Here is a 17,030-nt window from a genome sequence, read left to right as displayed (position 1 = left end):
GAAATCGACCAACTCGGCAGGGAAATCATGGAGATAGGTTTCATATCTCTGACATCCACAGTCAAGGGAAATAGGGTTTGCGCCTGCCACTGAGGTTCAAGATCGAAAAACTTCAGACTCCGAATTACAGGTTGCGATTGTTTCGGCAAATTCTTCATCTCAAAGGAAATGAGCGATCGCTCGGCTCAGTTAAGAAATCGACCAACTCCGCATCTCGCCAATGGTGACGGGCATGGTATCGCTTACATCCACGGTGAATCGAAACACCTTTTTCGCTCGGCGATCGTTTTCTGGATCGAAAAACTTCAGTTTCACATCCCAACAATCTGAATCCATGCGACAGAAAGGACTTTTTTCCGTTTCAATGGCATCAAGTTGCATCCCTCTCCCAGTCGCCTCAGTTAAAGCTTGGGCTGCTTGGAATGCATTGGTGGCCGCGAAATTCAGTGCCCGTTCCTGGGATGTTTGACCCAGATTCCGAAATTCGTAGTACATGCGCTGGAGGAATTCTTTTAGAGAAGCTCGTGTTGCATCTTCCTGTTGGGCAGCCTGGGACTGAGTTACACCGCTTCTTGCGGCTTGAACTGCCAGGTTCACCAATTGGTTGGTATTCCACTCATACATGCCCCGAATTTCTGGCACAATCACCGGAACGACTTGCCCAGAGAAGAGTCTCACCGTCTTGCCGGTTAAGACTCCTGGAACCGAAATTCTAGCAACAAATTCGCGATCGTCTTCAGGCTTGCTCTGCCCCTTGAGAGCGGAAATCAGGTGCTGATAAACCAAATCTGCATATGCACCTATCGGCTCGATCGCATAAATTGGGGTCAGTTCCAGGTTTAATGTCCAAATGAGAGATTTGGATTCATAGGGGTTTTCTTCCAGGTAGTCAATCATCTGGCTTACCACAAATGGATTCGGTGGGAAGGGTGGATTCCCTTCTACTGGGCTCATCAATTGCTTAAAGCTATCTCGACGAGCCTCCGTGCCAAAATCGTAACTGACTGTACCCGTGACATAGACCAGAGATTTTGCGCCACCACTACAGCCACAGCTCTCTGAAGGGGCTAGGCTGCTGGCGGTGACAGACGGCGCAGCTAGGGGTCTAGGGGTTACGGTCAGGGTAGGTTCAGCCTGTTCTAAAGGATGAATCTGTTCTGGCACGGATGGAGAGGGGGTGACTTCTGCGACTGGCTCTAGAGTTTGCTCCATCGCGTCACTTCCTTGAATCATGGGTTGTGCTAAATTTTCCTCAGACAATTTGAGGGTTCCTCCTTGGGTAATTAGGGCATAAGCCTGGGCAATATCAAGACTTCCAGCCAAGAAGCGACGACAATCAGAAACCCCTTCTGACGGGCAAGGTAAAGCACTCTGGAGAAGGGCATCGCGGACAGCTTGGGGGTTGGGGGTTTGCCCCCGTTGAAGCTGCACGCTCAAGAGCAGGGCGACCACTCCAGATACAATCGGAGTGGCAAAGCTCGTGCCGCTTTTGGTTGCAGTCCCTCCCCCCGGTTGGGCCCCCAAGATGTTTTCACCAGGAGCCAGGATGCCTGGGGTAGACTGAGTTTCTCCCCAATTGCTGAACTCCAAGGGCAGGCCTTGGGTATTCATTGCACCCACGGCCAGAACTCCCGGTAATGCGGCGGGAACATGGAGAGAGGGCGATCCATCATTTCCTGCTGCCGCCACAATCAGAACGCCATTGTCGTGGCAAGATTGCACGGCTTTTGCCAGCATAGGATCGGCCTCATTCGCTTGCGCCAGTTGACCGCCGCTAATGTTAATCACATGAGCGCCTTGTTGAATGGCTTGATTGATTTGCCGTGCTAAGTCGAGTTGGGAAAGGGAATGGGGGGGGCGATCAGAAAATACGGGCAAAATGAGACCGCGACAACCGGGAGCAATGCCGGAGATGGGGCTACCGGGCTGACCAAAGATCAGGCTGGTAATATGGGTTCCATGACCGGACATGAGGCCGGTACTGGCGGTTTCTCCATGGGTGTTGGTTTCTAGGTTTGCACCGTCAAAGCAGGGATGAGAGAGGTCTACGGGGCCGTCAAGAATGGCGACACAAATTTGAGGGTTGCCTTGGGTTTCAGACCATACTTGTTGAAGTCCAGGTAATGCTGAAATTTCGGTCAGGTTTGTCTCTGTAGCTGCCATGGTTGAACCTCTTGATGGTGCGATCGCTCCCCTGATTGTCTTCAACGTTTGGGGTTGTCTTCTGCCTCTTTAACGTCGGGTTTGAGGTGATTTGGAATTTTTCCCGTTATGGGTTTTTGTGGATGAATTCGGCAGCCAAAAACGAAAAAAAGAACTCGATCGCCGGAGGACTAGAAACCGGGTTTCTCCAGCTAGATGGGGGTTGAACATCGCCAGTTAGGGCAGAAACCCGGTTTCTTTGTGGGGTTGGGGGGCGATCGCCTTATTAAGCTCTTCCTAAGTCTTATTTATCCGCTAAAACTGAATCTGGGCCAACAATAATAATGCCATCTGCTTCAAATTGCTTCTTTCCAATTGGAAGGAACACACCCCTCAAAAACAGGTAAAGATTCTAACTCCATTTTCATTTCCAATACAAAAGTTTCATGTTCAGACCATTGTATGGATACTTTGCTTTTCTTCCTAAGAAAATCCAAAAATTCCTCAATTGACATATTTTGTACATGATTGAGGGATAATATACAATCGCTACGAGACATTTGAGTTGCCTTTAAATCGAACTATCTTTTATACTCTTAGTCTATTCTATTAGAACAAAAATTTCCAGCGATCGCGAAGCGAAACAGAGTTTTGTCGCCAGAGGACTAGAAACCGGGTTTCTCCAGCCAGATGGGGGTTGAGCGTTGCCAGTTAGGGCAGAAACCCGGTTTCTTTGTGGCGTTGGGGGGGCGATCGCCTCTGCCCCCTCCCAACAGCAAGCCCTAAACCGTTGCTTGTTGAGATTGAGTCTCTTGAGACTCACGAACTTTTTTTTCATACTTGAGAGCGATCGCCATTGACTGCTCTGATAGTTCTCGTGCGGAATTTTCAAAATCCTTAGCCAGTTCCAAAATCTCTAGCATGGTTTGCTCATCAGGAAGTGCTTTCATTACCCTTACTCCAATCGACTTACAAGACGTTCGACTTTAATTTTAACCTCTAAGACTCGACCCAAGAGATCTCCTAAATCTTCACTTGAAACTTGAATTACTTCATCATTAAGTCGATTAATCAGATCGGTAATCTCTGAAGGAATGGACATATGGCGATCGCCTTTCATTGAATGGGTAGTATAATACTACCTGACCCAGGTTTAACTTTTCCTCAATCAAGGCAAATATCCCTCTATCATAGAGTCAACCAGGCGATCGGTATTAGTCTAGCTCAAAATAATCTTCATCCGGCGATCGCCCAAAACTTACGCATCATTTTGAAACGAGATGCCACTGTGTCGCTAGGATACTATATTTTAACCGCTTACCCAGAACCATGAATACTGAAAACTTTCCTGGACTTGCTCAATTTTGTAGCAGTTATTTTCACCAAGATTGGAATTTAGAGGCTCCTGATGCATTAGGTCTGATCCACAACTATCTTCAAGATGAACCCATAACCCAAGTACAACAAACTCTTGAAGATATCGAAAACTTACTGACTCAGAACCTTGAACACAATCAATTAAAAGCAATGATGGTCTTTGAATTCAGTTGTTACTATGACCCAACCGTTTATGGAATTTCCTATGCCGATTGGTTGCTTTGGGTGCAAATCTCCTTAAAACAAGGTATTGCTTCAAAGCTTGCTTTGTCTGCTTAGAGCAACTCAGGCGATCGCTAAGGTATTGAGAGTAGAGCGATCGCCAGATAAAAAAGATAATAACACAAAAAAAGGAGCGAATCGATCGCCCCTTTTGTCTTGATTCTCTTAAGCCAGACCATTTTTGTTCTGAATGCAACGCTTAAATGCGTCTCGTCGATCCTTTACTTCAATTTCTTTAGACAATTTAAGAAAATTACCAGCAGAAACTTCTTGATCGTTAAAGTAAGTTTGAGTCCAGGGTTTATCCATGATAATGTTCAGGTATTTCTTGAAATTTCCGCGTAATTCCTCCGAGAGCATTCCTTCATGAACCATATCAGCAATATGTACATAAATATTACTGAAATCAAGTCGATCATTGCTCTCTTTTGCTCCCACCAAAACATCAACATAACTGTCATAGTCTGTAGAAACCACCTTTGAGGTTGACTTTGCTTTAGAAACAATATGAATTTCCTTGTCTGTTTGGCTCAGTTTTGCCACAACTTGTGCATTGGCTGGTGGGATAACTTCATTGGCATTATTTGCATTTTTAGATACTGGATCTAAGAGTACAACTCGCTTCAGTTTACCGGTTAATACATCACTGGACAATTGAATGTCATTAATATCAGATGTGCTATTCACATCATTCTGGGACAAGGATTGAAGAGTCAAGCCACAACCTCGACTATGAGCCAACATTAATACAGAATCATAATCTTTGCCTGAGTTATTCAAGAAATTGTCGATCAAGTCTTTTGAACTTCGGGAAAACTGATTAAATACGGTGACCGTCATTCCCCTTGCATCTGAATTTTCAGTATAATTAGCGTGACTCCAATTCGCCTTTTCGATAAATTTAGCTATGCTTTGTAAGCTTGGATCAGAGTATTTACCTGTCAAAGAAGATTTTAAAGCTCTCGAAATACCTTTCGGTTCTGCGGTTAGCCAGGCTCCATTTAAGTCTCCTAATGAACTATCTTTGTTTGCAAAAAAACTTACGCTGGGATTTATTGTAAGCAAGTTAATTTGTAAAACATCTACATGGTTGGAGTCCAATTCGTCCTTGGTGAATAGTCTGGAAGATTTAAGACCAGAGTCATTAGACGGAAAAACAACGGTATTTTCTGTGGTTCCACCAAAAACGATAAGAAGATTGTTAGCCATGATTATTCTCCAAATTGATTGTGTGTCAGTTATGATAAGTCATTGCGAACGGAACGCAGTGGAGTGAAGCAATCTCTTCCATCTTGTTAGTTGTAGTCATTGCTTCCCGGAGGTCGCAATGACAACTGTTTAAACAAATTTGATGTTACTTTTGCTTCTCTACTCTTAAAACGATTCCCTGACTCAATTTCTGATTTTTTGTAGTTAGGGTCATTTTAATATGAGAGAGGCGATCGCCTTTGATTATTCTGCCACCAGGTATTTTTAATGACGACGACTAATCTGAAGCCGAACTGTGTAATCCCATGTGGAATAACCGATTGTTCCTGTTTCTAACATTTTCCACTCCAAAATTTCATAAGATGGTCCGATAGCAGGAATTTCCAATTCGGCACTACCGAGCAAGTCGTCTTTATCCATAGTCGCGAGAATGCCAACACCGGTAGTTGCTACTGAAAGAATTTTTCCAGCAATTGCGCCTGTTGATCCGAACAAGCTTAAAGCATCAGAAACATAACCGGTAATTTCTTGTACTGTTTCACCGTGGCGAGACCAATCTTTTCCTGCATCTTCATCATAAGCTTTTAGCCCACCTTGAATACTTTCCCCAGGGTAGAGAACACCTTCAAATAAAAGAGAATCTTCTGGATAAAAGGACTTCTGTTGATTATCATTGATTTTGACCGGGCGCGTCAAAATTCCTTTGGTAGCTCCACCGCCTACCAACGCACCGACAAGATAAAAATCATCCGCACCTGTCACATCTTCGGTGTCTGCACAATAAACATCAAGTAATTCAACTCTTACAGTTGTCATTAATTTCTCCTTTTATTTTCTATTTTTGCGAAATACTATCTATTGTTTTCGCCTTTCTACTTTTAAGACGTTTTCCAAAAGACACTTCTGAAATTTATGAGTTAAACTCACTAGAGGATTGCGAGCATCTTGCTCGCTTACTCCTTACTAGGGATCGAAACTTTTGTCAACCTGTTTCTCCTGTCGCTGTTGTACCCGCACGTCCTTGGGGGCAAGTTCCATCAGTCGGTTTAACTGCTCCTGTGCTTCCTCCACATGCCCCAAAGCCATCAGCGCATCAAAACGATCGCCTGCCGCTACAATATCGTCAGGATACCTCGCCAAAATACGCTCATAGACTTCCAGAGCTGCCGCAGCATCGTTTCTCGCCATCTGCGCCCGCCCCAGCGCCAGCCAGTGAGACGGGTTTTCCGGCTCCAATGAAGCGGCTGACTCGAAGAAGCCTACCGCCGCCTCCAAATCCCAGTTACACACCGCAATTAATCCGCGAATATGCCCTTGGGTTGGTTCATAGAGAACATGGGACAAAGCCTGCTCGTACACCCTCGCCGCCTCCACCGGTTGGGCCATCAACTGCAAAATTTTCCCCAACTTTAAGTAGGCTTCCAGCACTTGAGGCTGTCGCTCAATCACCTGTCGATATTGCTCAATTGCCGGTTGCCAATCTCCCGTTTTATAGAGCAAATTCGCCAATTGTAAGCGCTTTTTCCATCCCGATGGATAATTCTCAATATACTGATATAATGTCTTCAGTTTCTGCTTAATTCGGGTCGGCTTTTTCTCCAAAACCAAACAAACCGGAGTCTCCATCCCCGAAGGCTGAGAAATCACGGCAATAGATGAGATGATTTGACGAGGCATGTGGCAGTAAGATGATAACTAATAACTGGATTGACATAGGGGAGAGTTTTGGCACTGAGCGCATCCGATAAACTCCTTAGATTGACCGCAGTCTGGCCATGGAAAACCGTATCATCTTGCCCTGATAAATAACGCCTTAAATGTTTTTTTAGCCGATATTTTGCCTCCTGAATTCGCTTGTATACATTGTCCTCAGAGATGGCCAATTGTTGGGCAATATCCGCACAAGAAACATGGTGATAGTAACGCAATATAAACGGCTGCCGCAGTCGATCGGGAAGCAGATTAATAACGCGAAAAATGGACTGGGATAACTCTTCAGAAAGTAGGGTAGATTCCGGGCAAGTATAACTGATCAGAAGAGAGTCCAGAGAAGTAGGGGCAATCTCGTCAATATTCTCCACACCCACGGCTCTGCGTCGATCTTGTCGATACTTGTCCATGCACAGATTATGGGTTAAGCGAGTTAACCAAGCCCGGAGATGGGTAATTTCATGGGCATAATCGGGTAACTTTTTTCTGGCTTTGAGCATAGCCAAACTGAGGGCATCTTCGGCTTCATGAGCATCATTATTCAGCCAACGCAGACAAAGCACATGAAGATAGTCCTGATGATTTTGCCAGAGCGGCCAAAAGGCATTCAGATCTCCTTCATAGAGACACTTTAATAGGTTTACCTCTTCTAAAGGAGTGAGGTTTTTATTTTTAGAAACAGATTTTTTTTGTGACGTGATTTCTCGGTGCTGCATCAATATTAACCCAAATTGTTTGCGGAGTATTGATGGTAGATACAGTTTTGAGATCGAGTCCGGATAACTAAAGTATCTGGCTTTCGCTTCTCTAATCTTAAGACGATTCCCAAGTTCGATTTCTGAATTTTTGTAGTTAAGTCGATTCGCTTAACAGTGAGACATAAATTGTAGGGGCGAAAAATTTTTCGCCCCTACAAGAGAGGCTAGTTAGGAGTCGCTGTCACCGTGACTTGATACTCGTAAGTCCCAGAAGGCAAGCCATTGGTATTGGCATTTTTGCCCACAACCATACTGACCTCATAAGGACTGTTATTAAGAGAAGGTATTGGTGATGTAGGGAAATTCCACGGAAAACTGTTGCTAAACTGACCATTACCATTTGTTGTCGCAATCAGGATTGGGTGGAGTAAAACTGCTTGAACAATATCGGGGTTGAACCCAGCCGGAGCCTGAATTTTCACTGGGGCACTAATAGAAAGAGAGCTAGAGGCTGTACAGTTTACCTCTAGAGACCCTGACGTACCAGTATTGTTTAAAAAACTTTCAGCCATCAGATATTCAGCCGTGGGACTCGGCTGCACCAATGTACCATTCTGAACGTTACTAAACGTGCAGGTGCTGCTCACAGTGCCATTGAAGTTGACAGTTGTGCTGTTTTGGGCTTGGGCTTTGGGTGAGAGGGCTACGGCACTGAGGACTGCCAGGGCACTTGCAAGGGCGAGATGACGGTTTTTCATGGTTGGGATGTTTATGAGTATGTTAGGGTGTCCTATTTATAAGACGTTTGTGGGGGTGAGTTTGTGAAATGTTTTGTGATGCCCTCTTTCCCCTTCTCCCGTGGGAGAAGGGGGTAGGGGGATGAGGGCAAATGTTGATAACAATCGATGTAGTGCGAGCATCTTGCTCGCTGTTGTTTTTTCTAACGCACTCTGGGAGACCTATTGCCCTATTTTAGCTGAAACAATCCAGTAGTCCCATGACCGCGCTAAAATGGTGGGTTACGGCGGATTGAGAGATTGCTGTCAGAGCCTAGGTTTTAGCCGCCTAACCCACCCTACCTTAATGCCCTATTTTAGTCACGACAGTAGTGCCTTGACAACCCTAAAATGGTGGGTTACGGCGGATTGAGAGATTGCTGTCAGAGCCTAGGTTTTAGCCGCCTAACCCACCCTACCTTAATGCCCTATTTTAGTCACGACAGGGTTGAAAGAATCGCCCCCAACCGGTTCCCGGCCCATCATTAGTCCACCGACATTTCATTTCATATTGAGTGTAAATAACGCGATGACCATTTTCAACCGGGCCGGTGTAATTATCATGTATAGAACCATAGGGATCATTGACAATAAAATCACCGTTTTCAGTGCGTCCGCGCACAACAATAATATGTCCAGATCCAGAAGGATTTTCAGTTGTGCCTCTATGCAAAATACCAATGACCACTGGACGACCTGCTTCGAGTTCTCGATAGACATCCTCAAAATCGAGATTGATATGCCAACTGCTGTTCAGGCCGAAATGGGATAAGGCTTGTCCTTGAACGGTATGATCGATGCTATCTCCATATTGACAAACGACTTTTAGGTAGGCATCATCTCCCTGTTTTCCGGGTAAAGTTCCTGGGCGGAAATACTCTAAACACATGGCACAGGAAGAGGCATTACAGGTTCCCGTGGGATCTATATAGTTATCGGTTTGGGGGAACCAGGGAACATCAAGCAAAATTTTCTTGAAACTCCGTTGAGAGAGAATACTTTTGGCTTTTTGGTAGTAATGTTTGCGGTCTTCCAAGCCATTATAGCCACCATTTACGGCTTTGGTGATTTCTTCAACGGTTGCGCCGCGATCGCACAATTCATTCATGCGGTTATTTTGCCACCAAAAACCGGCACTGGTAAAGGGATAATTTTTGGCAACATAATCACAGCCTTCCATGATTTTTGCATCGCCCCTGAAGTTACAAAAGGCTTGATAGTTGCTGCGTCCTGTTAATTGGATTGCCCCAGCACCTTTATATTTTGGCCCATCCCCTGGGTTAATATTTCCTAAATCATCTCTTCCTTCTAAATATGAGCCATCACCAAGTTCTTTGAGATACTTCAAGCCACCGGACTCATGGGCAATTTGGCTGAGGAAGTGAAATAATCTATCTTTGGTATTGATTTGATAAACATGCAAGCAATGGTTGAGATCTTTGAGTTCTTCTGGATAGATGGGATTGCCAAATAATTGCTCTGCTTGCTCTTGGGTAATTAGGGTGAGTTCTGGATCTAAGCTTAAACCGTCCCAATGCTGGGCAAAAACATAAAATGTGCCGGAATTGGCGGCTAAGGTGACTTTTATATGGCCATTATCGGCCGCTTCTAGGGCTTCAAAGCCATAACTTTTTCCGGCTGGAACATCCACGATTTGTTCGGGTTTCAGTTGAGCGGCTTCTAGAGGCAATTTCTTCAGTTTCGTGTTTGCCTTAGCCTTCATGTATTTCATGAGCTTAATTGGGTTGTAAACGCTATTAAGGAGACGCAAATACTACCCTTTTTCTGAATTTATCAGGTTTTTACTGTTATATATAGCAAACCTAAAGGGCGGGCTTAAAAAATAGTTTTCAGTCTACAAAATTTGGGTATAATCCGCCCCTACGATAACTTAATTTAAATCAATATAATATTAATCAAAAATCACTTTCATCGGTATCATCTAAGGTGGTTAAGGTGGCTGATAAAAATCCTAGTAACGAGCCGAGGACAACATTAAAGGCTTGATTGGCCATAGTATTGATGGCTTCTATATTTTGAATTTCTGACTCGATCATCTGAGTATAGATCTCTAATTCTTCAGGCGTAGCGATCAGATCTAACTGTGCAATATGCTCCTTGCGAGAGGCGAAACCGTTATTATGAAAAAAGGTGACAAATCCAGTAAAGGTCAACAGGAGGGCATAAATGGATAGTATGATATACCAGATGGGTTTGCCGACGATATTTTGAGTGCGACTGTTTTTGGCTGGATCGGGTTCTGTAGTGGGTTTAATTTTGTCTATTTTTTCCAAGTCTGTCCGCAACAGTCTAGCTGGCGGATGGGATGGATTCGGTAAGGACATTTTTTACTTTTTAGAGATTAATGTAGAAGATAAAAATGAGACAATTGCTCCCAAGACGATATAAAAAGCTTGGGAGCTGATGGTATTTTGTTCCTTAAAATTATTGGCATCATCTTGGAGTAATTCTTTAACCAAGAGTTGCTTTTCTTCGCGATCGTATTCTTTAATTATTTTGTCGAAGTTTTCGGGGTTAGTGATGAAGTCATTATTGTGAAAGAAGGTGATATATCCCATCACGAAGAATAGAACAATATAGGTGATGAGTATGGTGTACCAGGTGGGACTCATGGTACTTTGTTTGATCCAGTTTTTTAGATCGAGCATGTTTTTACAGGGGTTTGCCCTGTTGTCGGGCTTTTGCTTCTCTACTCTGAAGACGATTTCTAAATTCGATTTCTGAATTTTTGTAGATGGATTGGGTGCGTTACGGCGCTATGGGAAATTTTGGCTGATATTAATAATCAATCGAGCGCCTAACACACCCTACTGCCTTGACACAGCTAAAAATGTGCATTAGCGTAGGGTGGGTTAGGCGGCTAAAACCTAGACTCTGACAGCAATCTATCAATCCGCCGTAACCCACCATTTTAGGGTTGTCACGGCACTACCACTGAATTTTTGTAGTTAACGTCAGTTTTGGTTAACAGTGAGTTGTTTTTGTAGGGGCGAAAAATTTTTCGCCCCTACAAGAGAGGCTAGTTAGGAGTCGCAGTCACGGTGACTTGATAAACGTAAGTCCCGGAAGGTAAGCCATTGGCATTGGCATTTTTGCCCACAACCATACCGACCCTATAAGTACTGTTATTAGTAGCAGATATTGGTGTTGTAGAGCTATTCCACGGAGAACTGTTGCTAAACTGGCCATTGCCATTGGTTGTAGTCTCAGACCCTGTGTCGTTGTATAAAACAGCTTGAACAATATCGGGGTTGAACCCATGCGGAGCCTGAAGTTTCACTGGGGGGCTGATAGAGAGATTGCTAGGGCCTGTACAGTTGACTGTTAGAGACCCTATTTGACCAGTGTTAGATACAAGTTCAGCCATCAGGTATTCAGCCGTAGCACTGGGCTGCTGCAATGTACCATTGCCAACGTTAGTAAACGTGCAGGAGCTGGTCACAGTCCCATTGAAGTTGACGGGTACGCTGTTTTGGGCTTGGGCTTTGGGAGCAAAGGCTACAGCGCTGAGGATTGCCAGGGCACTTGCGAGGGCAAAACGGATAGTGTTCATGGTTGAGATTTTTATATCTATGGTTAGGGTGTTCTATCTTTAAGACGTTTGTGGGGGTGAATTTGTGAAATTTTTGAGTTAATGCCTTTTTTGCCCTCTCCCTTTCATGTCCGCAGGAATATCCCTCTCCCGTGGGAGAAAGGGGTAGGGGGATGAGGGCAAATGTTGATAGCAATCGATTGTAGTGCGAGCATCTTGCTCGCTGTTGTTTTCCCTAACGCACTCCGGGCAACCTATTGCCCTATTTTAGTCACGACAGTAGGGTGCGTTAGCGACAGCGCAGGGCACCTACAATCTACTAAAGTGCTTACTACGAACTGAGTTGAGCCTTTATGCAAAATACCAATGACCACTGGACGACCGGCTTCGAGATGGATTGGGTGCGTTACGGCGCTATGGGAAATTTTGGCTGATATTAATAATCAATCGAGCGCCTAACACACCCTACCACTCAAGTTGATGAGATACACATTGATCCCCCTATATCCCTATACCCCCCATCTTCCTATCCCATGGATGCGAAGAACTTATTAATTTGGAGAAAGGTTATTGTAACTGTCATCACAAGTGTGATCTAAATCAAGGCGACTCTGATGTTGACGTGATAGGTTTAGCAATAATAACCGTAATCCATTCGCAAAAGTGTGTGATGATTTTTCTCTCTACGGCTCTTTTAATCAGAGTAAATGAGGTGAAAACCACATTTATGGGGACAGGATACTTTTTATAGCATCTTTGATAAAGATAAATACAATTAGATCAGGGGTTTTTTACTACGTGAATACTGTTAATCTTGTGATGAATGATGAAAATGTTAGAGAATTCACCTGTTAATTGCGGCGATCGCCCCCACTCCGGAAAGCCGTGTAAAAAAAAACACATTTGGTTTTGGCGAGAATGGAAAAAACATCGAGATTTTCTCTATTATTGTTGCCTAAAATGGATGGGCGGTAATGTGATGGATGCGGAGGATGCCCTCTCTGAATCTATGTTGAAAGCATGGAAAAAAATGGGTGATAATCCGGAAAATATATCTAATTTTAAGTCTTATTTGTATAAAATAACTCATCATGTCTGTATTGATATGCAGCGTAAAAAAAATCGGAGCAAGAATAAGATAGTATCCTTCGATCGATTGGATGAATCCCGCATTTTATCCCCGATGCAAGAGCATAGAAATATGAGTATGGAAGAAGCTGAAGCGCGGAAAATGATCGAAAAGGCGATCCAAAGTTTACCCGATCGCATTCGGGAGACGTTTATTTTACATTACTATGGGGCGCTGTCCTATAAAGAGATTGCTGAAAAGCAGGAGCTTTCCTATACGAATGTCCGCAAGCGGGTTTCTGAGGGACGCTTGATGTTGACTGAAAAGTTGAGGATGTATTTTCTGGATTGATGGGGAGATGGGGAGATGGGGGAATGGGGTGATGGGGTGATGGGGAGATGGGGTGATGGGGGGATGGGGAGATGGGGTGATGGGGTGATGGGGAAGAAAGGCCGCGAGCAAGATTGGAAAAAGCCAGCGAGCAAGATTGGAAAAAGCCAGCGAGCAAGATGCTCGCACTCCTGGAGAAACATAGGAGTGGGAGCGTCTCGCTCCCTGGATTTTGAAGTTCCCTAGTTCGATAGGGTAGAATAAGTGAACGAATAACGGAATTTTTGGGAATGATATGAAAGTCAAAAGTCAGTTATCTCAACTCAAGAAAAATTACGGCAATGTTAGTAATGAAGAGATTGCCGAAGTCACGGGAATTGACCTAGAGCAAATCAGGGAATTAGAGAAGGGTTTGGCAGAGGCGATCGCCTTTGATACTCTGGCGAAATTGTGTAATTTTTTTCAATGTACGCCCAATGATATGTTGCTCTTAGAGTGGGAAGGCATCGAAGTCGATCCCACTCCCCCAAGTGCAGAAGAACTCCGCCAAGCGAAAGAGTTAATTGACAAGGCATTTGCGATCGCCTCAGCAATGCCACCGCGTCCGGCTGAAGAAATTTGGGCAGATTTTGAGGCAACTGTCGATCGCATTGGATTAGAACTTGAACAATCAAAATCTTCTCGAAATGGAATGAAGATTGATGCTTAAAGTTGTCATTGATACTTCTGTATTTGTGGCTGCTATGCTTCGTCCAACCCGTCAAAGTAGTCCTCGGCATATTTTAACGTTATGGCGTGAGGGACGTTTTAGTTTAGTCATGGCTCCACTTTTGCTTGAAGAACTTGCTACAAGGTTGATTAGGCAGCAGGTTAATTTAGCAGATATTGAAGATTTACTCACAGAGATTATAGAGATCGCCCTGCATATTCCTGGAGTGTATGAAGCCACTTACCTTGATGATATTGACCCAGATGATAATAAATTTTTAGCGGCGGCTTATGAAGCGAAAGCCGATTATTTGGTGTCTGTCGATAACCATTTGCTGTCGCTGAAATATTACCATGGCACGCAAGTTTTAACTCCGATGCTGTTTTTGCGAGTTTTGTTAGACCAAGAGTAGCCAATCATCGTAGGGTGGGCAGGAGGATAAGGGAAATAATGCCCTCTCCCTATATCCCTCTCCCACGGGAGAGGGACTTTTTCCCCCTTCTCCCGTGGGAGAAGGGGGTAGGGGGATGAGGGCAACCCTTCGCGACTCATTACTGCTCCAACTGCTGTAAGTTTAATTCCAATAAGGTTTCGGAATTCGGCTCGATGGTAATGGTGTTGGGTTCGATCGCCCCATCACCGTTGACCTTAAGTTCATATGTGCCTTCTCGCAATTGTTCTAGATAATACACTCCGGCTGTGTTGGTAATGGATAAACTGGCTGATGTACCGTCACTGGAGAAGGCTTCTACTCTGGCTCCGGCAATGGGGTTACCTTGGCTATCTGTCACGACTCCGGCAAGGGTATAGGAGGGTTGCAAGGGAATCATCAGGGGGGTAAAACTGCCTTCGACGACTTCTACTGCCCAGCTTTTGACTGAAGGCTGGAAGTCGGGGGGAAATCCGGCGGCTTCTAAGTCGAGGCGATAGGTGGCGGGGGGAAGGGGGAGGAGGAAGCGATCGCCTTTAACTTCAATTTCCCAGGGTTCTACCAGTTGGTTATTGAGGATCAGAAACTCGGAGGAATCGGTATAAATCTCTTCATTACGATCCCGTTTGCCGTTGTTGTTGCGATCGTAAAAGGGCTGAATCGACAAGCCGCCTGCGGTGCGTAAGCGCTCCAATTGGCGATCGCCGGGACGAATACCTTGTTGCAACCCTAAACTCGACACCAGTTGCAGGCGAAACTGACTGCGATCGGAGGTTATAGAGATGCCTTCATAGCGCACCTCTAGGGCAATTCCCGGTAAAATGGCGGTGGATGCATTGACATAAAAGCCACCGCCCTGAGATCCGACTTGGTAGCCTAACTCACTTTGCCACAAGGTCTCGCCAAAATAAGTGCGATCGGGCGATCTGTAGCGCCAGAATGCTGAGACCAAATAATCATTCCTAGAACCATGCAACGTCCGATAATTTAAAACCCCATGATGAGACGGCGTAAACTGATAAGACAAATCCGACAAAGAACTGCTCTTATTTCCCTGATGAAACAGATAAAGCCGCCCCAACTGTTGATTTAGATTCCAACTCAACTCCCCCTCCGTATCCACATTCAACCGAGCCAGAGTAGAAGAATTTAAGCCACCCGAAAAATACTGTAGACCAAAATTACCAAAATCGCCAAATGTACCATTAGCGATCAATCTCAATTGAGGTAAAAATTTCCAATCCAAAGAATAGCGCGTATCCTCCAAATCACTACTTAAACTGGCCAGAAAATTCGGATAACCATCCCAAACCAGATTAATATCAATATCTGTCTCTTCTCCAAGAATACCAGAGATTGACGCAATAAATGGAGTCCCTTTGGGTTGATAAAAAATTTCCGCCAATCCATTCATCCCCAGATCGTAAAATGCCCCCAAACCCACCGTCAAATCCTCCGAGAGTCCCCAGCGACTGGTCACTCCCGCATTAAAATCAGTAAAGTCGCCCCAAAATTCATCAACGTTTAACTGACGCTTCCACCCCGCAGAAACCACCCATGCCGATGTACCTGCGGGCAATTGTTCCAGCAATACACTAAATCGCGCTTCCTCAATAATCGGTTCCTCAGCCAAAGAACCATTCGGATAGAGTAAAACATAATATTGAGTATCAAAATTTCGTCCCACTCTCACCGCATTAAACCGATAAACCCCCGAATCATCCACAACTTGTTCAGCCAGCAATTCTCCAGTCTGCAAATTGTTCACCAATTGCACAACCGTTCCCGGTTTTGCTTGACCGGTTATGGTTGCCGTCACCGACTCCGGTTGCAGTCGTTGCTCCGGATTTGCCCCACCATTATTTCTCAAAGTTGGAAAGGGATTATATCCTCGACGTTGAATAGTCGTAAATCCCCAAAACTCTCCCCCACTTTGACTGCGCCAAAATGTAGGCTGTGACCCCAAATAATAGTCGGCGGAATCCCTTTGTCTGAGGAACTGTAATTCCGACAATTGCCAAGTTTCGCTTTGGCTAAAGTCCCGTTGATTCAAGCGCAAAAACCAACTGCTATCGAACAGGGTTCCCACGGCCGAAAATTGCCCTCGGTTGTTAATCGGATTCTCTCCTATTCCGGTTGAGTTCACTTCCTGTTGTATCCCACTAACATTAAAGTTAGGAGCAGAAATTTCGGGCAATCCTTCAATAACAATTTGGCGATCTTGACGGCGAGTTCTCCGAGGGTTGCGAACTTCCGGGACTTGAAAAACAATGGCATATTCTCGCCAATCAAACTCAATGGGAATGTCAAACAGTTCTCTCATTTGGCCCACGGAAAGCACTAATCCTAATTCGGGGTCTGTTTGTAAGTCATTCAGATTCAGTTGCACGACCTTAAAGGGCGATCTTAATTCAACGGTGTCCTCTTCCACCACTTCAGAAGTAAAGTTTAAGGCTTCTAAAATGGCATTATAAGGAACCAGCCAATCCTCAAAGTTAATGGCTTCTGTATCGTCAACTTCACCGCGCACTAATACCCCAGCATTAACGGTTCGCCTGCCTACAGTTAAGCCGACAATAAACAGAGTCGGCTGGGAATTTGGGGTGCTTTCTGTGAGAGCTGTGGTGGGCATGGTGGCGGCAAGAGTTGCTTGCGGTAGCCCAATAGATTCACTTAAAAGAATTAGTTGCAAACAACTGATTAACCCGAATAATTTTATGGACTTTTTCATTACATTGCTTTGCGCTCTTACAGCAGTTTTTGCGCTTTATATGGGACATTTTGATCCCCCTAAATCCCCCTTAA

The 17,030-nt window shown here is 44.7% G+C and carries 19 protein-coding genes; 6 read left to right on the top strand and 13 right to left on the bottom strand.

Annotated elements, in window-relative coordinates; genetic code table 11:
- Positions 1-189 precede the first annotated feature (189 nt).
- Complete coding sequence (locus PMG71_RS16795; RefSeq protein WP_283754860.1) at positions 190-2,163, bottom strand: PatA/PatG family cyanobactin maturation protease; 1,974 nt, start codon at positions 2,161-2,163, stop codon at positions 190-192.
- 35 nt (positions 2,164-2,198) lie between these two features.
- Between PMG71_RS16795 and PMG71_RS16790 the strand changes: the two genes are divergently transcribed.
- Positions 2,199-2,369, top strand: coding sequence for a hypothetical protein (locus tag PMG71_RS16790; protein WP_283754859.1), 171 nt, complete (start codon positions 2,199-2,201; stop codon positions 2,367-2,369).
- 129 nt (positions 2,370-2,498) lie between these two features.
- On the opposite strand, the gene PMG71_RS16785 is transcribed toward PMG71_RS16790, so the two are convergent.
- From PMG71_RS16785 to PMG71_RS16775, 3 genes are all read right to left on the bottom strand, one after another.
- Positions 2,499-2,702, bottom strand: a complete 204-nt coding sequence (locus PMG71_RS16785) for a hypothetical protein (RefSeq protein ID WP_283754858.1) — start codon at positions 2,700-2,702, stop codon at positions 2,499-2,501.
- Between the two features lie 222 nt (positions 2,703-2,924).
- Positions 2,925-3,092 carry a hypothetical protein gene (locus PMG71_RS16780; protein ID WP_283754857.1) on the bottom strand — a complete coding sequence of 56 codons (168 nt, stop codon included), beginning with the start codon at positions 3,090-3,092 and terminating at the stop codon, positions 2,925-2,927.
- Positions 3,093-3,097: 5 nt separating this feature from the next.
- The gene (locus PMG71_RS16775) at positions 3,098-3,244 is read right to left on the bottom strand and encodes a hypothetical protein (protein ID WP_283754856.1); all 147 of its coding nucleotides are present in this window, start codon (positions 3,242-3,244) and stop codon (positions 3,098-3,100) included.
- 21 nt (positions 3,245-3,265) lie between these two features.
- Between PMG71_RS16775 and PMG71_RS16770 the strand changes: the two genes are divergently transcribed.
- Positions 3,266-3,475, top strand: coding sequence for an RNase A-like domain-containing protein (locus PMG71_RS16770; RefSeq protein ID WP_283754855.1), 210 nt, complete (start codon positions 3,266-3,268; stop codon positions 3,473-3,475).
- Positions 3,472-3,798, top strand: a complete 327-nt coding sequence (locus PMG71_RS16765; protein WP_283754854.1) for a contact-dependent growth inhibition system immunity protein — start codon at positions 3,472-3,474, stop codon at positions 3,796-3,798. Before PMG71_RS16770 ends, PMG71_RS16765 begins: the two co-directional genes overlap by 4 nt.
- Positions 3,799-3,906: 108 nt before the next feature.
- On the opposite strand, the gene PMG71_RS16760 is transcribed toward PMG71_RS16765, so the two are convergent.
- From PMG71_RS16760 to PMG71_RS16725, 8 genes are all read right to left on the bottom strand, one after another.
- Positions 3,907-4,950 (bottom strand): hypothetical protein, encoded by a 1,044-nt coding sequence (locus PMG71_RS16760; protein ID WP_283754853.1) that lies wholly within the window; start codon positions 4,948-4,950, stop codon positions 3,907-3,909.
- Between the two features lie 264 nt (positions 4,951-5,214).
- The gene (locus tag PMG71_RS16755; RefSeq protein ID WP_283754852.1) at positions 5,215-5,766 is read right to left on the bottom strand and encodes a hypothetical protein; all 552 of its coding nucleotides are present in this window, start codon (positions 5,764-5,766) and stop codon (positions 5,215-5,217) included.
- A 147-nt stretch (positions 5,767-5,913) separates the two neighbouring features.
- Positions 5,914-6,627, bottom strand: coding sequence for a tetratricopeptide repeat protein (locus PMG71_RS16750; RefSeq protein WP_283754851.1), 714 nt, complete (start codon positions 6,625-6,627; stop codon positions 5,914-5,916).
- Positions 6,594-7,376, bottom strand: coding sequence for an RNA polymerase sigma factor (locus tag PMG71_RS16745; RefSeq protein ID WP_283754850.1), 783 nt, complete (start codon positions 7,374-7,376; stop codon positions 6,594-6,596). The genes PMG71_RS16750 and PMG71_RS16745 overlap by 34 nt, the downstream gene beginning before the upstream one ends.
- Before the next feature lie 206 nt (positions 7,377-7,582).
- Complete coding sequence (locus PMG71_RS16740) at positions 7,583-8,116, bottom strand: hypothetical protein (RefSeq protein ID WP_283754849.1); 534 nt, start codon at positions 8,114-8,116, stop codon at positions 7,583-7,585.
- Between the two features lie 451 nt (positions 8,117-8,567).
- On the bottom strand, positions 8,568-9,866 hold the full coding sequence (locus tag PMG71_RS16735) for a C39 family peptidase (protein WP_283754848.1): 1,299 nt from the start codon (positions 9,864-9,866) through the stop codon (positions 8,568-8,570).
- A 184-nt stretch (positions 9,867-10,050) separates the two neighbouring features.
- On the bottom strand, positions 10,051-10,479 hold the full coding sequence (locus PMG71_RS16730) for a hypothetical protein (protein ID WP_283754847.1): 429 nt from the start codon (positions 10,477-10,479) through the stop codon (positions 10,051-10,053).
- 3 nt (positions 10,480-10,482) lie between these two features.
- Complete coding sequence (locus PMG71_RS16725) at positions 10,483-10,803, bottom strand: hypothetical protein (protein ID WP_283754846.1); 321 nt, start codon at positions 10,801-10,803, stop codon at positions 10,483-10,485.
- A gap of 1,716 nt (positions 10,804-12,519) precedes the next feature.
- On the opposite strand from PMG71_RS16725, the gene PMG71_RS16720 reads away from it, so the two are divergent.
- The 3 genes from PMG71_RS16720 to PMG71_RS16710 all read left to right on the top strand — a co-directional run bounded on the left by PMG71_RS16720 (position 12,520) and on the right by PMG71_RS16710 (position 14,207).
- Complete coding sequence (locus tag PMG71_RS16720) at positions 12,520-13,107, top strand: RNA polymerase sigma factor (RefSeq protein ID WP_283754845.1); 588 nt, start codon at positions 12,520-12,522, stop codon at positions 13,105-13,107.
- Positions 13,108-13,381: 274 nt separating this feature from the next.
- The gene (locus PMG71_RS16715) at positions 13,382-13,795 is read left to right on the top strand and encodes a helix-turn-helix domain-containing protein (protein ID WP_283754844.1); all 414 of its coding nucleotides are present in this window, start codon (positions 13,382-13,384) and stop codon (positions 13,793-13,795) included.
- Positions 13,788-14,207, top strand: a complete 420-nt coding sequence (locus tag PMG71_RS16710; RefSeq protein ID WP_283754843.1) for a putative toxin-antitoxin system toxin component, PIN family — start codon at positions 13,788-13,790, stop codon at positions 14,205-14,207. Before PMG71_RS16715 ends, PMG71_RS16710 begins: the two co-directional genes overlap by 8 nt.
- Positions 14,208-14,346: 139 nt before the next feature.
- On the opposite strand, the gene PMG71_RS16705 is transcribed toward PMG71_RS16710, so the two are convergent.
- Positions 14,347-16,956 (bottom strand): carboxypeptidase regulatory-like domain-containing protein, encoded by a 2,610-nt coding sequence (locus tag PMG71_RS16705; RefSeq protein WP_283754842.1) that lies wholly within the window; start codon positions 16,954-16,956, stop codon positions 14,347-14,349.
- Between the last annotated feature and the right edge of the window lie 74 nt (positions 16,957-17,030).

Source organism: Roseofilum acuticapitatum BLCC-M154 (genome assembly GCF_030068475.1).
GTDB classification, from domain to species: Bacteria; Cyanobacteriota; Cyanobacteriia; order Cyanobacteriales; family Desertifilaceae; genus Roseofilum; species Roseofilum acuticapitatum.
This window is presented reverse-complemented; position numbering and strand designations above follow the sequence as displayed.